This is a genomic window from Acidiferrobacter sp. SPIII_3 (assembly GCF_003184265.1).
GTDB lineage: Bacteria > Pseudomonadota > Gammaproteobacteria > Acidiferrobacterales > Acidiferrobacteraceae > Acidiferrobacter.
Genome location: NZ_CP027663.1, coordinates 1,245,936 through 1,262,338, shown reverse-complemented (window position 1 = coordinate 1,262,338; position 16,403 = coordinate 1,245,936). Strand labels below are relative to the sequence as shown.

General features: G+C 64.1%; 14 protein-coding genes and 1 pseudogene. 6 read left to right on the top strand and 9 right to left on the bottom strand.

Features of this window, described 5'->3' with window-relative positions; all coding sequences use genetic code 11:
- Positions 1 to 8: 8 nt before the first annotated feature.
- The 3 genes from C4901_RS17555 to C4901_RS06335 all read left to right on the top strand — a co-directional run bounded on the left by C4901_RS17555 (position 9) and on the right by C4901_RS06335 (position 1,809).
- The gene (locus C4901_RS17555) at positions 9 to 146 is read left to right on the top strand and encodes a hypothetical protein (protein ID WP_168185578.1); all 138 of its coding nucleotides are present in this window, start codon (positions 9 to 11) and stop codon (positions 144 to 146) included.
- A gap of 216 nt (positions 147 to 362) precedes the next feature.
- A complete protein-coding gene (locus C4901_RS06340; protein ID WP_110136606.1) occupies positions 363 to 878 on the top strand; it encodes a hypothetical protein in 516 nt (171 codons plus the stop codon).
- Positions 879 to 1,143: 265 nt separating this feature from the next.
- Positions 1,144 to 1,809, top strand: a complete 666-nt coding sequence (locus C4901_RS06335) for a class I SAM-dependent methyltransferase (RefSeq protein WP_205736235.1) — start codon at positions 1,144 to 1,146, stop codon at positions 1,807 to 1,809.
- 100 nt (positions 1,810 to 1,909) lie between these two features.
- On the opposite strand, the gene C4901_RS06330 is transcribed toward C4901_RS06335, so the two are convergent.
- Both C4901_RS06330 and C4901_RS06325 read right to left on the bottom strand, forming a co-directional pair.
- Positions 1,910 to 3,202 (bottom strand): Nramp family divalent metal transporter, encoded by a 1,293-nt coding sequence (locus C4901_RS06330; RefSeq protein WP_168185577.1) that lies wholly within the window; start codon positions 3,200 to 3,202, stop codon positions 1,910 to 1,912.
- A gap of 10 nt (positions 3,203 to 3,212) precedes the next feature.
- A complete protein-coding gene (locus tag C4901_RS06325) occupies positions 3,213 to 4,088 on the bottom strand; it encodes a manganese catalase family protein (protein WP_110136604.1) in 876 nt (291 codons plus the stop codon).
- A gap of 472 nt (positions 4,089 to 4,560) precedes the next feature.
- Between C4901_RS06325 and C4901_RS06320 the strand changes: the two genes are divergently transcribed.
- Complete coding sequence (locus C4901_RS06320) at positions 4,561 to 5,577, top strand: J domain-containing protein (protein ID WP_110136603.1); 1,017 nt, start codon at positions 4,561 to 4,563, stop codon at positions 5,575 to 5,577.
- Between the two features lie 38 nt (positions 5,578 to 5,615).
- On the opposite strand, the gene C4901_RS06315 is transcribed toward C4901_RS06320, so the two are convergent.
- The 3 genes and pseudogenes from C4901_RS06315 to C4901_RS06305 form a co-directional block, all read right to left on the bottom strand.
- Positions 5,616 to 7,142, bottom strand: coding sequence for a diguanylate cyclase domain-containing protein (locus tag C4901_RS06315; protein WP_168185576.1), 1,527 nt, complete (start codon positions 7,140 to 7,142; stop codon positions 5,616 to 5,618).
- A gap of 360 nt (positions 7,143 to 7,502) precedes the next feature.
- A complete protein-coding gene (locus C4901_RS06310; RefSeq protein ID WP_110135819.1) occupies positions 7,503 to 8,393 on the bottom strand; it encodes a DUF4338 domain-containing protein in 891 nt (296 codons plus the stop codon).
- Positions 8,394 to 8,395: 2 nt separating this feature from the next.
- A pseudogene (locus tag C4901_RS06305) lies at positions 8,396 to 9,705 on the bottom strand (ISNCY family transposase).
- Positions 9,706 to 10,022: 317 nt separating this feature from the next.
- Between C4901_RS06305 and C4901_RS06300 the strand changes: the two are divergent.
- Positions 10,023 to 11,519 (top strand): DHA2 family efflux MFS transporter permease subunit, encoded by a 1,497-nt coding sequence (locus tag C4901_RS06300; protein WP_370445969.1) that lies wholly within the window; start codon positions 10,023 to 10,025, stop codon positions 11,517 to 11,519.
- Between the two features lie 156 nt (positions 11,520 to 11,675).
- On the opposite strand, the gene C4901_RS06295 is transcribed toward C4901_RS06300, so the two are convergent.
- The 4 genes from C4901_RS06295 to C4901_RS06280 form a co-directional block, all read right to left on the bottom strand.
- Complete coding sequence (locus C4901_RS06295) at positions 11,676 to 12,002, bottom strand: peptidoglycan-binding protein (protein ID WP_110136600.1); 327 nt, start codon at positions 12,000 to 12,002, stop codon at positions 11,676 to 11,678.
- 134 nt (positions 12,003 to 12,136) lie between these two features.
- On the bottom strand, positions 12,137 to 12,289 hold the full coding sequence (locus C4901_RS17550; RefSeq protein ID WP_168185575.1) for a hypothetical protein: 153 nt from the start codon (positions 12,287 to 12,289) through the stop codon (positions 12,137 to 12,139).
- A 652-nt stretch (positions 12,290 to 12,941) separates the two neighbouring features.
- Positions 12,942 to 13,421, bottom strand: a complete 480-nt coding sequence (locus C4901_RS17545) for a hypothetical protein (RefSeq protein WP_205736234.1) — start codon at positions 13,419 to 13,421, stop codon at positions 12,942 to 12,944.
- A gap of 1,251 nt (positions 13,422 to 14,672) precedes the next feature.
- Entirely contained in the window at positions 14,673 to 15,329 is a 657-nt protein-coding gene (locus C4901_RS06280) for a zeta toxin family protein (protein ID WP_168185574.1), read from the bottom strand.
- A gap of 338 nt (positions 15,330 to 15,667) precedes the next feature.
- On the opposite strand from C4901_RS06280, the gene C4901_RS06270 reads away from it, so the two are divergent.
- Positions 15,668 to 16,210 carry an ATP-binding protein gene (locus tag C4901_RS06270; RefSeq protein WP_110136596.1) on the top strand — a complete coding sequence of 181 codons (543 nt, stop codon included), beginning with the start codon at positions 15,668 to 15,670 and terminating at the stop codon, positions 16,208 to 16,210.
- Positions 16,211 to 16,403: the final 193 nt, after the last annotated feature.

Here is a 16,403-nt window from a genome sequence, read left to right as displayed (position 1 = left end):
ATAACCTGTTGAATAATCACTATTATGTACACTACTATCAGTTGTACAAGGAGTACGGGTTTGCCGCCGTCGGCCAGCCCTATAACAGCGCCTATCCCGGGGAACCGCGCTTCATCGAGATCAGCCTCACCGGACGATTCGCGTGAGGGCCGGATCGATAGGTCCCCGCGCGGGTGCGCGGGGACCTGAGGCATTACGGGGTGGCCCCGGGGCATCGGCGGGCGATGACCTCCCATCCCCCGCCGGCGGCCGTCCAGCCGGCGGATGGGAGGGGTCGTTGCGAAGGCCTTGAAACGGACGGGAACCAGCCCCATGGACTGGGGTCAGAGGCGACAAACGATCCCAAAAGGAGGGTTGTGCATATGAAAGGGAAATATCGGACGGCGATTTCGACCATCGGTGTGGCTGCGGTCGTGGCCGCGGCCCTGGCGCTGCTCCCGGCCCATCACCGGCCGGCCGCCGCACAGACGGCGACTGGGCCGATCACGAATGCCCCCTTCCAGCAAGTCCGCGTCTATCGAACCCCGGGAGGGGGTCTGCTGCGCACTGAAACCGTGCGCTGGCAGGGTCCGGACAGCATGACCATCGTCACTTGGTCGAGCAACGGCAAGGCCGGTGCGGCCCTACCCCCATGGGTAGGCGTGGAGCTCCAGAATATGGCGGCGCAACAGCGCCTGCTGCAGGCGGCGATGCAGCGCATGATGAGCGCTCAGACCCCATTATTGCTACCGCTCGCAGGCCCCATGGGCCCGCTCCCGCCGCTCTCGATCCAGGTCGAATGGCCCAAGGGGACCCGGGCAACGGCCCCGACGGCGGCCCCGCCGCATGCGCCCGCGCCCGTCCTTCACGCGAAGGCCCGCCAAACGGTCGACATTTGATGGCACCGGTGCCCGCCTGCGGGCGGGTGCCCCTCCTCTTTCCCGGACTTTGATCGACAAGACGCTCACCCGCGTGAGCGGGTTCTGGGTGTCGCGCACGACGCACCACACCCGTGGGCTCGCAACGCACGGGCCCTTGGCCACCATCCCCTGACGGGCCCGTCGATTCCCGCCGCGGTCACCCCAGACCTCATCGGCCGGACGCGACCTTTGGCGCCCTGGCGACTATCATAAAGGGCGTCTTCCTCGAACCGGGCCACCACCGATGACAAGCGACCCATGCCCCGACACACCGCCGGCCGTTTTGGACGGGTTCTTCCCCGCCACCAGCATGCCGGACCTCGATTGGTGGCGTGCGCTCTGGCCCGATCCGGACGGCGTGGTGCGGGCCTTGGGGGTGGCGCCCGGGATGTGCGTGCTCGATCTTGCGTGCGGCGACGGTTACTTCACCGCGGCCTTGGCGCGCCGTGTCGGGCCGGGCCGCGCGGTGGGTCTGGATCTCGATCCCGTGCTGCTGGCCCAGGCGCGGGCCGCGTGCGCCGATCTGCCCTGCGACTGGCGATTGGGGGACGCCATGGCCATCGGCCATTCGTGCCCCGGGCCGTTCGATGTCGTGCTCATGGCCAATACCTTCCATGGCGTGCCGGACAAGGTCGCGCTGGCGCGCGCCGTTGCCGCGGTGCTCGCCCCCGAAGGCCGTTTTGTGATCATCAACTGGTATCCGCGTCCGCGCGAGGAGACCTTGGTGCTCGGCAAGCCCCGCGGGCCGCGCACCGAGTTGCGCCTGTCCCCGGAGGCGACCGTGAACGCCATCGCCGCCGCCGGTTTCGAGCGCCATCTCATCGTGCCGCTCGCGCCCTACCACTATGGTCTGATCCTGCGCCGATCCTCACGACGCAACATGCGCGCTACCGCCCTCGCGCCCTCATGACCATCACCGGCGTGTCATCGCCGGCCTCACGCGCCCTTCGGAAGGTCTCGGGCACGGATGATGCCCGTAGCCCGCGCCGCGCGCGGCGCCCAAATGCCCCTCAAAGCGCCGCGAACGTCCCGGGGGCGCACAGCGACCAGCCATTGATGGCAACGATGACGGCACCTAGCATCACACCCAGGGCCAGCGGCATGCGCCTGAGCGAGGCCTCGCCCACCACGCGCGGGGCGGCATTGAACCATACCAAGGGGATGACGGCGAACGGCAGGGCGATGGTCAACACCACCTGGCTTGCGACCAGCCAGCGACCGGGGTCCGGAAGCCGCAAGATGAGTGCGGCTGTGGGGATGAAGGTTGCGATCCGCCGCAACACGCGCTTCATGCGCATGCCGGTAAAGCCCTCCAGAATCAGGTTTCCCGCGACGGTACCGGCGATCGAGGCCCCGAGCCCCGAGGCCATGAGCGCGAGTCCAAAGCCCAAGGCCGCCGCCGGCCCAAGCCCCTGCCCGATCACATGCGCGGCCTTGGTGAGCGAGGACAGGACCACGGCGCGCGGCACGAAGATCGCCGCCGCGGTGAGCAACATGGCGACGTTGATGAAAGACGCGAGGCCCAGGGCCACCAGGATGTCGGCCTGCGCCATCCGAAAGAGCGCGGGGCGCTGCGCCGGCGGGCTCCGCCGCTCGCGCGGCAACACGGTCGCGGATTGCAGGAAGATCGCATGCGGCATGACCGTGGCCCCGAACAGCCCCACCGCCATCCACAGACCGCCCGGCGGGAGCCCCGGCACCACCAGCGCTGAGAGATGCCAGGGGAAGGCGGGCGTCCGGGCGACATGCCATTGCCAGATGCCGAGCACGCCGACTATGCCGACGATCGCGATCATGCCGTACTCGAGGGCCCGGTGGCCGCGGTCCGAGAGGTCGGCGAGCACCAGACATAGTCCAAAAATGAGGGCGAGCGCCGGCCCCACCGATAGCCCGAGGACCAGCCGCAGCCCCAGCACCGCCCCCAGGACCTCGGCGAAGTCGGTGGCCACCCCGGCGCCCTCGGCGGCCACCCATAAGAACATCGAGATCCACCGGGGCAGGTGGACGCGGCAATTCTCGGCGAGGTTACGGCCGCTTGCGATCCCAAGACGCGCCGCCAACATCGATATCGCAACCGCCGTCAGATTGGCATACACCACGACCCATAACAGCCGGTCGCCGTAGCGCGAGCCGGCGGCGATATTGGTGACGAAATTGCCGGGATCGATATAGGCGATACCGCCGATGAACGCCGGCCCGAGAAACGACCAGAAACGACCCTTGCGCCCCTGCCGGCGCCACTCCGCGAACGCCGCCCCGAACCCCGCCCCTGACCCCCAGGGCTGCGCCTGCGACTCGGGCACCGGCGATCCCTCAGGCCTTCGGGCTACGCGACCCCAATTCCGCGCCGGTCCTGGGATCGATACTGGTATTGGACATGGTCCTGCGGCTTTCCGCCGCAAGGAGCTTCTCGGCCTGCGTCGACATTTTCACCGACGCCGATCCATCACCGCCGTCGACCGCGCTCTTCTGGCCGCCCCCGTCCACGTACTCCCATTCCTTACCCTCGTTCCAGGGCCCGCGGGCATCGCCCTCACCCTCCGACAAGTTGTAGTACTTCGATTCGAACTTGGGATCCCCCGGCCGCTTGCCTGGCGGAAAGTGCCCCTGAATCGAATAGAGGGCCTTTTCGAAGGACTTTTGATGCGCGATCTCGCGCGTCATGAGAAAGCCGAGCGCATCCTTCACCCCCGCATCGGGCGTGACATTGATAAGACGCTCGTAGATGACCTTGGCGCGCGCCTCGGCGGCGATGTTCGAGCGCAGATCGGCGGTCGGCTCGCCTATGGTATCGACATAACCCCCGCTCCACAGCGCCCCTCCGGAATTCATGAGCCCCGCGCCACCCCCATAGAGCAGCGCGGTCACATGGCTCTCGCCCCCCTCCGTGATCGTTCGCAGCAGCTCGGCCTCCTGCCCCCCTTCCGCCATCTCGCCCTTCACGTTCTTGTTCAGCATCACAATGATATTGCCGATCACCTCGAGATGGCTCATCTCCTCGGTGGCGATATCGAACAGCATGTCCTTGCGCTTGCCATCGGTCTCGCCGATCGCCTGACTGAAATAGCGCATGGCGGCGGCCAGTTCACCTTGTGGACCACCGAACTGTTCGAGCATGAGACTGCCGAGTGTCGGGTTGGGCTCGGAGACGCGCACCGTGTACATGAGGCGCTTATTGTGTGCAAACATGAGATTCACTCCTTGTCGTTTCGAAAGACGCCCCAGTCTTTACGCAAAGGCCACGACCATCCATCCGGCCAAAGGCGCCTCGCCGATCACTCTCTTTCGACATGCGCTCATGACGGGCCGGTGTTTTATGTCCGTGAACGGGCATGGGCACAGGCGGCCGCAACCGGCGACGGCAACACGAACACGGGACTTCCCTCATCGTAGATATCTTTCGTGAGCGGTCTTCGGGGCCACCGGATCCCGGACCCGTTGACGACCCCGCCGGGTGCGTGGATCGAGGGCACCGGGACCGTAAACGCGGCCCGACAACCCCCCTGCCGGCCGCCGCCTTGCGGGCCGTGACCGGCGTCGCGAAATGCCTTACCATGAGGGGTGTTGCGGCCGAGCCCCATGGCCACCCGACAGACACGGGCGCGCCGGTCGCCCGCCCATGCCGTGCGTCGGCGCGGCCTGTGTTCAAGGAGCACGATGCGTGTCCGAGTTTCAGATGCCTCTGGCCGGGTTTGGTCCCGACCCCACACCCCTACCGAAAGGCCACAAGGCCTTCGATCGCCTCGTGAAGAAGATTCAGGAGACCCGCGAGTCACTCGACGCCTGGGCCGCGGTACTGGCCCCCTATCAGAAAAAATTCACGAATGAACTCGTCCCCCTGCGCGCCACCTGCCGCACTTTGCGCATCGGCTTTGTCAGGCGCCTCGATGAGGCGCTTGACGAGAAGGGGCTTACACAGGCCGAGCGACGCGGCGTCCAGATGCTGGTCGTGGAACTCACCGCCTCCTTGCTCGGAGAGGGTGACGACCCGGCACTGCGCGCGCTCTACAAACGCCGCGCGCGCGGCGACTACGAGGATCACGCCGCAGAGGCCCGCAAGGCGGCGGCCGCGGCCTTCGAGGAGGCCTATGGGATCGACCCCGAGGCCCCGATCGAGGAGATCCTGCGCGAGGCCGCCGAACGGTTGGGCGGGGACCAGGGGCCACCGGCCCGGAACGCGCCATCGGCGGCCGAGCACCGCCGCATCCGCGAATCGATCCGCACCCTTTATCGCAAGCTCGCAAGCGCCCTGCACCCCGACCGCGAGCCCGATCCGGATAAGCGTGACCACAAGACCACGCTCATGCAAAGGGCCAACCATGCCTACGAAAACGATCGGCTCCTGCCGCTGCTGGAGTTGCGTCGTGAGATCGACCCCGGGCAAGGGGCATGGGCGGGCGAGGACGAACAGGCCGTGAAGCTTTATACCAAGGCGCTCCGACACGAACTTGCGGCGCTCGAAGACGAGGTCATGATCGCCGAGGCCGATTTCCGCATGCGTTTTGCCATCGACCCGCTCGTGTCGCTGACCCCCCGGAATGCCCTGAAGACGCTGGCCACCGAGATCAAGGAGGCCCGCGCCATGGCCGGCTCCCTGGAGACGGAGCTCGCCGATATCGCCGATCTTGCCTCCCTGAAGCGCTGGCTGCGTGTCCTGCGCGACGAGGGCCTGTCCTAGGCGGACGCCGGCACCGGGGGGCCGATCGATGCCGGTCCTCAATCGTCGATGAGTCCATCCGGTCTGGCATCGGGATCGCTTGGCATATCATGGTTATAGAGCCGCACCCATCCCGGCTCATCGTCCGCGGCCCGCTCCTTGGCGGCATACATGGCGCGATCGGCGCGGCCGATCAGGTGCTCGGCATCGAGGGCATCGAGCGGGAAGAAGGCCACCCCGAGGCTCACCCGGACCGCTATCTCGCGGGGGTCCGCGTAAAAGGGCCCGTCGAGCGCGGCCTTCAGGTGCGCGACGACGGGCGCGAGATCGGCCTTCTGGCGCAGCCCCTCGATTAGGAGCACGAACTCGTCGCCCCCCAGGCGGGCCACGTGGTCGGTACCACGCAGCGCGCGTTCCAGCCGCTTGGCGAGCGTCTTCAAGACCGTATCCCCGGCGGCGTGGCCGTAGCGGTCGTTGATACCCTTGAAATCATCGATGTCGAGAAAGCCCACCACCAGCAGCCGTCCCTCGCGTTCGGCGCGCGCCATCGCCCGCTGCAAGACCGGGTATAGGCCCTTGCGATTCAAAAGACCCGTGAGCGGATCGTGCGTGGCGAGATTCTTCAGGAAATCCGCGCGGCGCGCGGCCTCGGCCTCCCAGCGCACCGCAAGCACCTGGACCTGGCGGTAGGCATAGCCACTGAAAGCGAGCGCCACGATGAGGAAGATCAAGGGGATCTCGGCCTGCCGGTGCCACCACTGCGCCATCCATTGCGCCCGCGGGACGTCCGCGAACGCCACCAAGGGATAGCCGGCAATGCGCACGAACACGCCGTAGCGATACTCGCGATCACTGCTGACCCAGCCGCTGAAGACCCCTTGTATGGCGTGCGGATGGCGCTTCAGGGTCTCGGCGAGGATACCGGTTTGCGGCCGGTCGAGCAGGGCTGCGAGCTGGCCGCGCGGGACCGGGGCCCGGCCCTCGATATAGTCGTCGCTGCGCAGGATGCCGACCGCAAGCCCGGAGGGCAGCGACAGGTGCGCGAACAAGGCCTCGAAATTGCCAAAGCGGATGGGTGTGGTCACAAGAAAACGGGGCCGTCCTCCGGGCCCCATGACGGTATCGCTAAAGCCGATCACCCAGCGATCGACGAGCGGCCCGTGGATCGGCCTATGAATATGCAATCCGGGGTGCGCGAGCGCGCGCTCGAGACTCGGCCATATCCGCGCATCCTGCCGAAAATCCGGGAGCGGCCGCCCCTTGGGTACGGCTGTCGAGGCGATCACACGCCCATCTGGCGCGATCAGCTCGGCGCTTGCGACCTCCGGCGAGACCTCCTGGTACTCGCTCAATAAGCGACGCGCCCGGGCCGGGTGATGCCGGGGATGGATCACCGCCAGGTGGTGGGCAAGAAACCGCAGACCGGAGGCCTCGCGATCGAGGTCGTCGTGCGTGGCGGTAGCAATCAGCGAGGTGGTGAGCATCAGGCGGTCGATGCCGGTCTTTTCGTAGCGGCGCCAGGAATGCCACCCATAGAAGACCGAAAACAACACGGTGGCCACCACCGCAAACCAGTACGCCGCCATTAGCGCATAGCGATGTGGCACCGCCCTGAAGCGCTGGCGCCATGCGCTCCGCCATCCCTGCGAGGCCCCTTTGGGTCCACGCGGTCTGCCCATACGCCCCCACTGGTGTCCGCGACCCGGCCTCTTGCCTTGGACCACGGTTCCTCACAACGCCCCTCATTCCCAGCATAGACGAGAGAACGAGGCACAGGGAGCATGGGCGCGGAAATACGCCCGGCAAGGCCGGATCATGTATCGTTGGCGATACAACATCGGCCCGCCTGTTACGCGACGCGCAGGCGCCGATCCCGACGTAACGGGGTCCGGGCCGGTTCCCAGCAGCAATTCTAAAAGTAGAAACGATTATCACTTCTTGCCGGCTTACGCTAGGGGCCTTGAAGGCTTTTGGAGTTTTTCGCGCGCGTCGGTTACGAGGGGATAGAGGAAGACGCGCTTGGGACATGCGCCATGGCGTTCATGGTGGCGGTCTTGGCGGCCGCGGCCGGAGGTGAGACCGACGTCGATCCAGTGGGCGGCCCGATAGCAATGTCCGGTAAAGCGGGCGGGATCGACGAGGGTCTCGGCCAACAGGGGCTGGACGCCGTAGGCGGCCGTCCAATCGGTGGTGACCTGTCGCAGGGCAAGCGCCAGCACATGGGAGGCCAGGTTCTTGACGCGCACGTGGGGCAGGACCAGGAAGCGCGAGTTTGACACGGTGTGCTGCAGGCGCGCGGCCCGGGTGGCGTCGTCCCACCCGATCCACCGATCCCGCGCGCTCATGCGCCAGGCGGGCGAGGAGAACTGGAGGCAGCCCAGCACGTTTTCCTGGGCGGCCTTGATCAGGTAGCGCAGATGAGCGCCAAAGGGCACGCGGTGGCCGAGGTAATGATGACGCGCGACCAGGCTTCGCCACTGATCGCGTTGGGCGCATGTCTCCACGCGCTCGAGACGAACGGGCCTGAGCGCTTCGAGCGGAACATCGATGAGGGACGGTTCCGGGTCCCAGGCCATGCGCGTGGACGTAGCGGCGCCTTTGGGGCGGCCCGCCTTGAGTGCCGGCAGGCAGATGCGGCCGTTGTCATGCAACTTCTCGAGTAGCGCCCGGCATTCGATGGATTTCAGTTGGCCCTTGGGGCGGCGCCAATCCAGGAGTTCGCATACCGTCAGCGCAAGCTCATGGCGGCTTAAGCGCCCATAGCGGCGGGCGAGCTCGACGATGAGCGCAAGCTGTGCCTCATCCAGCGGTTGGCCGCAGAAGCGGATATCGTCCATGTTTAACTACTGTCGGGCCCTTCGATTTCGAGGCCCTTGATCATGAAGTCGAGCAGGGCCTCGAAGCTCTCGAAGCACCAGTAGGTCGTAAGCGCCTGGATATCATGGAAGAATTTCGTGCGCGTGCCGAGATGCTCGCGTACCAGCCGGTACTTCTCGCTGACCATGCCCTGGAACGTATGCAGCAGGAAGGCCAGCAGGTTGAAGGTGGCAAAGAGCGAAGCGAGATGCTGTTCGCCGTGGCCGAAATTGTGCTCGAGATGATAGCCCTTGGTCTTCATCACATTGTTGGCACCGTTCTCGATCTTCCATCGCGCCCGTCCCGCTTCGGCGATGCTTGCGACGTTGTCCGAGTCGAGCGCATGGCGGGTGATCCAGGCGTTGTGGTAGGTCTCCTGGCCGGAGGCATCCCTGGTGGTGAGCTCGAGCCAGTTGACCTTGAGGGCGTCGTCGCGATCGCGCAAGGGCACATCGGCGACGAAGCGGTAGGTATCGGTGTATACCGTTCTGCCTTTGCGCCACGTGACCTGATGGGTGGGGACCGCGTTGATGCGCTGGAGGTCGTTGATCCATTCGTAGACAGTGCCGTGGGAACTTGGCTTGCAGACGAAGATGAAGTTTCCCCCGAGGCCAGGACTTGCTCGCAGAGGGGCTGACGCGCGTAGAGGTCGTCGCCCAGGAAGGTCGCGCCCCGCGCCGCGTAGCGGTTGCCATGGGCGGCAAACCAGCGCTTCGCGGCCATCGTTTCGCAGTCCTGCTTCGCGTGGCCATCCTGGGGCTCGACGAACTCCGGGGGCAGGCAGATGACTTCGTTGGATGCGGGCGTCACCACGACCGGACTGACCATCGTGTGGGAATAGCTCACCGAGCCATCCTTGTGCTCGGTCTTCGTGCACTGATGGCAATGGATGTCGGCGGATTGGTGGTATTGCGTCCCGTCCAAGGCCATGAGCAACGTGTCGGCCTCCGGGGAGGAAGAATCGAGCTTCACGCGAAACGAATCGATATGGCCGCCGGCATCGAGGGCATCGAAGATCTGCTCGAACAGGGGATAGACATGCTGGGGGTCGACCGGATCCAGCAGCTTACGGATGCAGGCATCGGTCGGGATCAACACCATCTCGAAGAGGTTCTGGGCATTGCTCCTCCCCTTGGTCTTCTCCATCGCTCTTTGATGGGCGAGAAACGACGGGCTCTGGGTATAGAATACCGAAAACGCCGCCAATGCGGCGTCTTCCATTGCGTAGACGCCATTCTTCCCCTTGCGCTGATCCGGCAGTCCCTTGAATACCTCCTTGATGGCGGTGATCATGGCGCCAAAGCTCAGGGATTTGAGTGTGAGAAATGGAAACGCCAAGCCGCACTCGCATGAGTTTTTATGACCCAGCGACGTTATACAACAATGCCCGGCTTTTGTCCAGCCCCCGAAGTCCGCTGGTATCGGGAGGGGCTCGTATTGAGAACTATTACCACATTTAGAATTGCTGGGTTCCCAGCCGTCCCCTTTACGCCCAGCCATGATATCGTAAAATGGCCTGCCCGGCCGGTACACGATGGTTTCGGTCCGTTGGCAAGGAAGGAGGGCCATCCTTGGCACCCAGCAAGCCGAACGTCCCTACGCCCACGAACATGGTCGCCATCACCTTCGCGGTCATGGCGAGCATCATCATGAACGTGCTCGACACGACGATCGTCAACGTCGCCCTGCCTCACATGCAGGGCGGTCTGCGCGCCAACGTCGACCAAGTGAGCTGGATCCTGACCAGCTACATGCTCGCCATGGTCGTGGTCACGCCCATGACCGGCCTGCTCGTCGAACGCTTCGGGCAGCGGCGCCTCATGCTCGGCAGTGTCGCGGGCTTCGTGTTCACGTCGGCCATGGCCGGTCAGTCCCACAGCATTGTGGAGATGGTGATCTGGCGCTTCCTGCAAGGGCTGCTCGGGGCGTCCATGGTGCCCGTGGGTCAGGCCATCCTGGTAGCGAGCTACCCGCCCGAGCGCCGCGGCATGGCCATGGCCACGCTCGGCATGGGCATCATGCTGGGGCCGGTCCTGGGCCCCATCCTCGGCGGCTATCTCACCGACGATGCCTCATGGCGCTGGTGTTTCTATGTCAATGTCCCGATCGGCCTCACGGCGCTTTTTCTGCTCGCCCGATATGTCCCGGAAGGCGGACAAAGCCCGCGTCCGCGGCCGATCGACTGGCAGGGCTTTTTGGCCATGGCCACGGGCCTCGGCTGCACCCAGGCGGTCTTGAGTCTCGGCGATCAGGACGACTGGTTCAGCTCGCAAACCATAAGGACACTGGCGGTGGTGGCCGCCGCCAGCCTCATTCTGTTCGTCTGGCGATCACTCACCGTCGATCGGCCGATCGTCAATCTGCGACTTCTGAAAAACCGCGCGCTTGCGCTCGGCAGCATGGGGATAGGTCTGTTTGGCCTGGCGTTGTTCGGCGTCATGGTGATCCTGCCGTTTTATCTCCAGGAGCACATGGGCTATGAGGCCAAGACCGCGGGGCTTGTCATGGCGCCCCAGGGCGTGGGGGCGATGATCTCCATGGGCCTCGCCGGCCGACTCCTGAACCGCAAGGTCAATCCGCGCGCGGTGGCGCTGGTCGGCATTGCGCTCGGGACCTTCGGCTCCTACCTGACCCTGTTCTACAACCTCCATATCGACATGAGCTGGGTAATCTGGCCGGGCTTCATTCGCGGGCTCGGGCTGGGCTTTATCTCCATCCCGCTATTCACCATCGCCTTCTCGAGCCTCACGAAACAGGAAACCGCGGAAGGCTCGGGGATATTCAATCTCATGCGCAACCTGGGGGGATCGGTGGGCATCGCGCTCGTCACCACGATCATAAGCGAGTACACGCAGGTGGCGTGGAACCAGATGGGCGGCCACATCACCCCCTATACGCCGATACTCACCACCGTGCTACATGGCCGTCCGGTCACCGCCGCCAGCGCGCAAACCTTGGCCCAGACACTGGGCCAGCACGCCGCCATGCGCGGCACGCTCGATGCCTTCGTGTTCGTCTTCTGGGGATTTATCATCATGCTCCCACTGGTGTTGCTCATGGGTAACCCCAAGGCACACCGTTCCGTGGAGCTCGTGGTGGAGTCCTAGGGACGCACCGCGACCGAACTGGACGGACACGCCACCCCAACCGGCGCGCGCCCGGCGATGACCGTTCGCTGGCGCCCCGGGGATTGCATACGCCCCTTCAGAAAAAGAACCCCGGGGTCCCTCTTGCCGCGCCCCGGGGTCCTCACCTCGAATGCCTTACTTGACCTTGAGCTGCTTCAGGGTCGCCTCGTCAGCGGTACCCGTCATCTTCAGGCCATGCTTCTTTTGATAGACGCGCAGCGCCGTCTCGGTCTCCCGCCCCATAAAGCCGTCGACCTTGAGGTGGGCGCCGGACTTGTCGAGGGCCCTCTGGATCGCCTTGACATGCGCATTACCCACGACCTTGTGGGCTGCCGCTTTATGCGCCACCGGCTTATGGCTCGCCACCTTCATGCCCGCCAAAGCGACGCCCGGGATTGCTACGGTAACGCCCAGCAACAGCGCCGTGGCCCCAAGAAAGCCCTTGCGAACGGATGTATTCATTGTGTCCTCTTTGTTCCTTCACGGTGAATCAAAACCCCCTCCGATCGACAGCCGGACCCATCCACGAGTAAGACCATCCCGGGTCGGTTTGCGGCCTCGAAGAGCGCGCGCGCAGTATAGATGAATCCGTTTTGCTAATACAATGGGTATTGTGGAATCTTTTCATCATGAAGAGCCTTTATGCGTCCCCCCTGTCCTGTAAAGGAAGCATGGTAAGCGTTATCGGCATATCCATGTTTTTTCAGCACTTTTGCAAGAAAGGCCATGCCTGGTTCCGGAATAATCATGGTCTTCCTGATAAGCGCGCATGCTATCGCCGTGAACTGATATCGCGCGGACCAACGGCGCAAAGCGCCAGACGTAGCGCATCCATTCACGTGCTTAATCCCTTACAAATCCTGGCATTATTGGGGCAGGCGCCCCCATGGGTCTTGGGGTCGGCAGAAACACCGGCGGGCCGCGCCTGGCAATGGCCGTCCGTTCGGAATGCCACGAATTCCTCCGGTATATGAGGCGCTTGCGATCTCATCGAGGGAGACACTCCGGATCCACCGCGTGCCGGATAGGATCAATGATCGATGATCCCAAAAAGGCGGGCCGGCGGTGGGGTAAGGCGCGCAGGATATCCGGGAATGGGCGCCCCGCGCCTTTCCGGAAATGAGGGTTTCCACTGCCACTTCAAGGGGTTGCCATGAGTGCGCGCACCACCGGCCCGCCCCTGGCCTGAGGCCATGACCGGTAGGGGCCAGGGGTTTGGTGAAATCGCGGAGGGGTCGCGGGGGGTCTCCGGCAAGCCGGCGCTTCGCGACTCCCGGCGCAGTCATCGACTCCCGGACCCGGGGGCATTCGGCCCGAAGACCAAACACCGGCGGGCGTCACCGGACCTAGGGGGCATCATCGCCTCCCAAACAGGGGATGGGAGCGGGCCACGGGCCCGCTTCACCGACGTTGGTCGCCAAACCCACCCTGATCGCCCTGCGGTCCCCGATCCCCGAAGTTGCCCCGGTCCCCGAAATTCCCCCGGTTTCCGCGCAGGCCCCGGTCGCCGAAATTCCCCCGGTCCCCGAAGTTGCCCCGGTCGCCGCGCTCACCCTCGGGGGCCTCATAAAAAAACGGCGAATAATAGCGCGGCTGCTCCTCCTCCCCGTCCCCTTCCGGATAGCGGCGCTCCTCATCGTAGCGGCGCTGCTCCTCTTCGTGGTCGTCGGTCAAGTAGGGCACGGCCAGCCCGGCCGTCGTGCCGGAGCGAACCACCCTGTAGCCTCCTGATCTCGCGCCCGGCGTGATGCCGGCAGCCACCGCCACTACGGTGCGGTCTAAGCGTGGCGCCAGCAGGCGCGACTGTGCGGCAATGGGCGCCAGCGTCAGGAAACAGGCCGTGAGGACGACATAGCCCCCAAGATGCGCTCGTCGAACCATGAAACACCTCCTTGCGGGATCGGGCTTCCCCGGTCTCGCGGCACACACCAGGGCCAGGACCCTGGGTATTGGTCGCGCCCGCCGCCCACTGCGGACAGCGCCACCAATACCCCCATGGTAGCCCAAAATCCGTGCCCCGCGCACAGCGGCCATGCCCGAGATGGCGCTTAGTAACTGGGCCTTGGACCCGATATATCGGGTCGTGACGCGCCGGTTATAGATGTCCCAACCTTCTGAGGATTGATGATTGGTTTTACTGATGCTCGATATTTTCGCTTCACCCAAGCGCTGTCGCTTGATCTCTGGATAACTGTAGCGGTCTTATCGTAATCACTCCTCAGCCGGGCAGGGCCTATCGTGTCACCAGCTAGATTCACTAAGGAATGAGCCCGGACATAACTGACGCCAGCCTCTGATGCCTGGACGGGGGTAGCCCATGACTGATTGGCTTACCTTGGGTAACTGGTCATATCACCATGAATCCGTAGCGGCCTGATTTTTTGCTTTGGCGCTCGGTTTTCTGCGGAACTGCCGCTGGACCTGTGGATAAGTGTGGCAGTCTTTCCGCTATCACCCTACCCCGCCATCTTCACGATCTCAGCCTGCATGGCTGTGGTGTCTGCCAGATGACGCCTCAGAAGGGTCATGCGAACGGGCATGCGTTTGTTTGCATGAGGTGCGGGCGAGAGCGCCGGGGACGTCCGGTTCGTGCGGGAGAATCGAGGCCGCCGCACGCCATGGCCTCCCGTGGGGCCCACGGCGCCTGAACGGGCGCTCCTTCGGCTGTCCCCTCGGTCTGCGGAATCGTTGTCTCCTTGAACCGCTCTGCCGCGTCCTTTTCGTAGGCCTGCGTCAGATCCACCAAGTACTCCTGGACGGTTCGCGGCATGGCCCTACCATTCCAAGCCACCGTCTTGATATCCTGGGCGCGCAAGGGTCTCTGAAAGGCTTCCCTTGACGTTACGTCCCACGGGCTTTCGGCCTCACCTTGCTCTGGATCTTCCATTATGGGGTCCTCACATGCAACGGATCTATGGGCTATTGCATATACTGCCTTTGTAGGCCCTAGCAAAGCAGGGCGCACCTTCAATGGGCGCGAAGGCGTTCCTGGCTTCACCTCATTGACACATCCCATTGCACGTTGGATCTTTCCCACCTTTTCCAGGAAGCCTGGTAACACCTACCTCGCGGTATCGTAAGCCATCTGCAGGTTCACACCGTGGGAGGCATCCCCTTGTTCCCGCCCGAGAATCACCGCGGTCCGGCCTGCGGGGACCCGAAACCCCGGCGATTCTCAACTCCGGTCGGCTGCGGGGACACGGAAGGGTGTGTAACGATCGACGTGGCCCAGGCAGGGATCGTCTTGTTTCGTCGCACTTGCCACTGTCCCACGACGGACCAGGCACATAAAACGGGGGTTTCGCCATCCACGGCGTTATCGAAGAGATACATGCGGTCTACCCAGGGGGCGACCTGCGCGGCCTGGACATGAGACTTACTGTAACGACTGATAATTTTCGTGATAGGGACATCGTGTCCGCCCGCCATAACACGACGAGCCACGCGAGCGGCGTTGATTTCCGGATTGCCGGTACTCAAGAAAAACATCCGAATGCGATAGCCGGCGTCCTGCGCACGCCGCAAGAATGCGACCTTGTCAGGAGCGGAAAAAACGGTCTCAAAGGCAAAACTGCGACCCTCGGCCAGCCAACACTCTCGCTGGGCCTCGGCGTCACGTGCCGCCTGAAGGATGACCTCCAGCTTACCGGGATCCCCAAGGCGAGCGGCAATCTCATCAGGGTTCAAAAAAGGCGTGCGGGAGAACCAAGGCTGGCGCCTGAGAATCGCGGTCAAAAACGACTTACCGGAGCCATTAGGCCCGGCAATCACCGTGAGGACGGGGCACACGCCTCACTCTTCCGAAGGGTCGCAATGTCTTGCGCAATCCGGGCATGGAGAGCCGCCAGCCGCGCATGCGCATCGGCCTGAGCAGTTTTAGCGGCGACCGCCATCTGCGGAACCAAGGTCTCCAGGCGCTGGATATCAGCCTCCAAGAGGCTATCAAGGTCTTCGCCGGACGAGGCGGCGGTGGGTGCCAATGGCATATTGTTCATTCAGACATTGTAAACCGACTTTCGCGTGTTCACCACCGCCTTATCTCGATGTCTGATCGGCCTCGAAGACTGGAGAGCCTCGCGCTGTTGACGATCATGTAAAACCGCGCTTTCTTGGCACACGGACGCGGCATGATCGTCACCGCGGCGCGTAGCCATGCTCGTCAAGTTCGGTTGATCTCAACCGCAATTGACAAACTCGATTACCTGACCCTGAAAACCGAACAGACCAACGCCTTCTTCCGCTTGATGGACACCCGCTATGGGCGGGCGTCGACTATCATCACGACGAACCTGGACACGACCTCCTGGTATGAGCTCTTCCCGAACAAGCCCCTGGTCGACGCCCTCCTGGACCGCCTCCAGCACCACGGCATCACCATCCGCATCCAGGGCCCGTCCTTGCGCAGCCCCGCTTCCGCATCCTCGATTCCCCAAGACAAGTCCGATCCGGCTGCCGTCGTTCCGAAGACTAGGCGCCGTTCGCCCGCGAAGCCCCAGATCGCCCAACCCGCGCACGATTCGTGGCGCCGGCCTGTTGCCTGGCCGTCCCTCTGCACCTTCGCCTCCGAGCCCCCACTCACCATCCCGTTATGCCCTGTAGAGTACAGAGTGCTGCGCACTCATAGGGTCCGGTTCATTGAGCACATCTGGGCTCGTTTAAATGAGCGTTGAGGCCCGGCCTTCGCGCGAGTCCTATCCGGTCACTTGGCCCACGGGTCAGTCTGTTCCCCGCCATCCCCTGCCCCAAGCGTCGCCCGGACGGCCAGGGGTCGCGTCATCCTTTGGCATCCAACGCATCGCCGCCCGAGGCAAACTATCGACAACGCGCCCGCATGGAGCGGGCGCGCGCAAGGTCGCTGTCTCT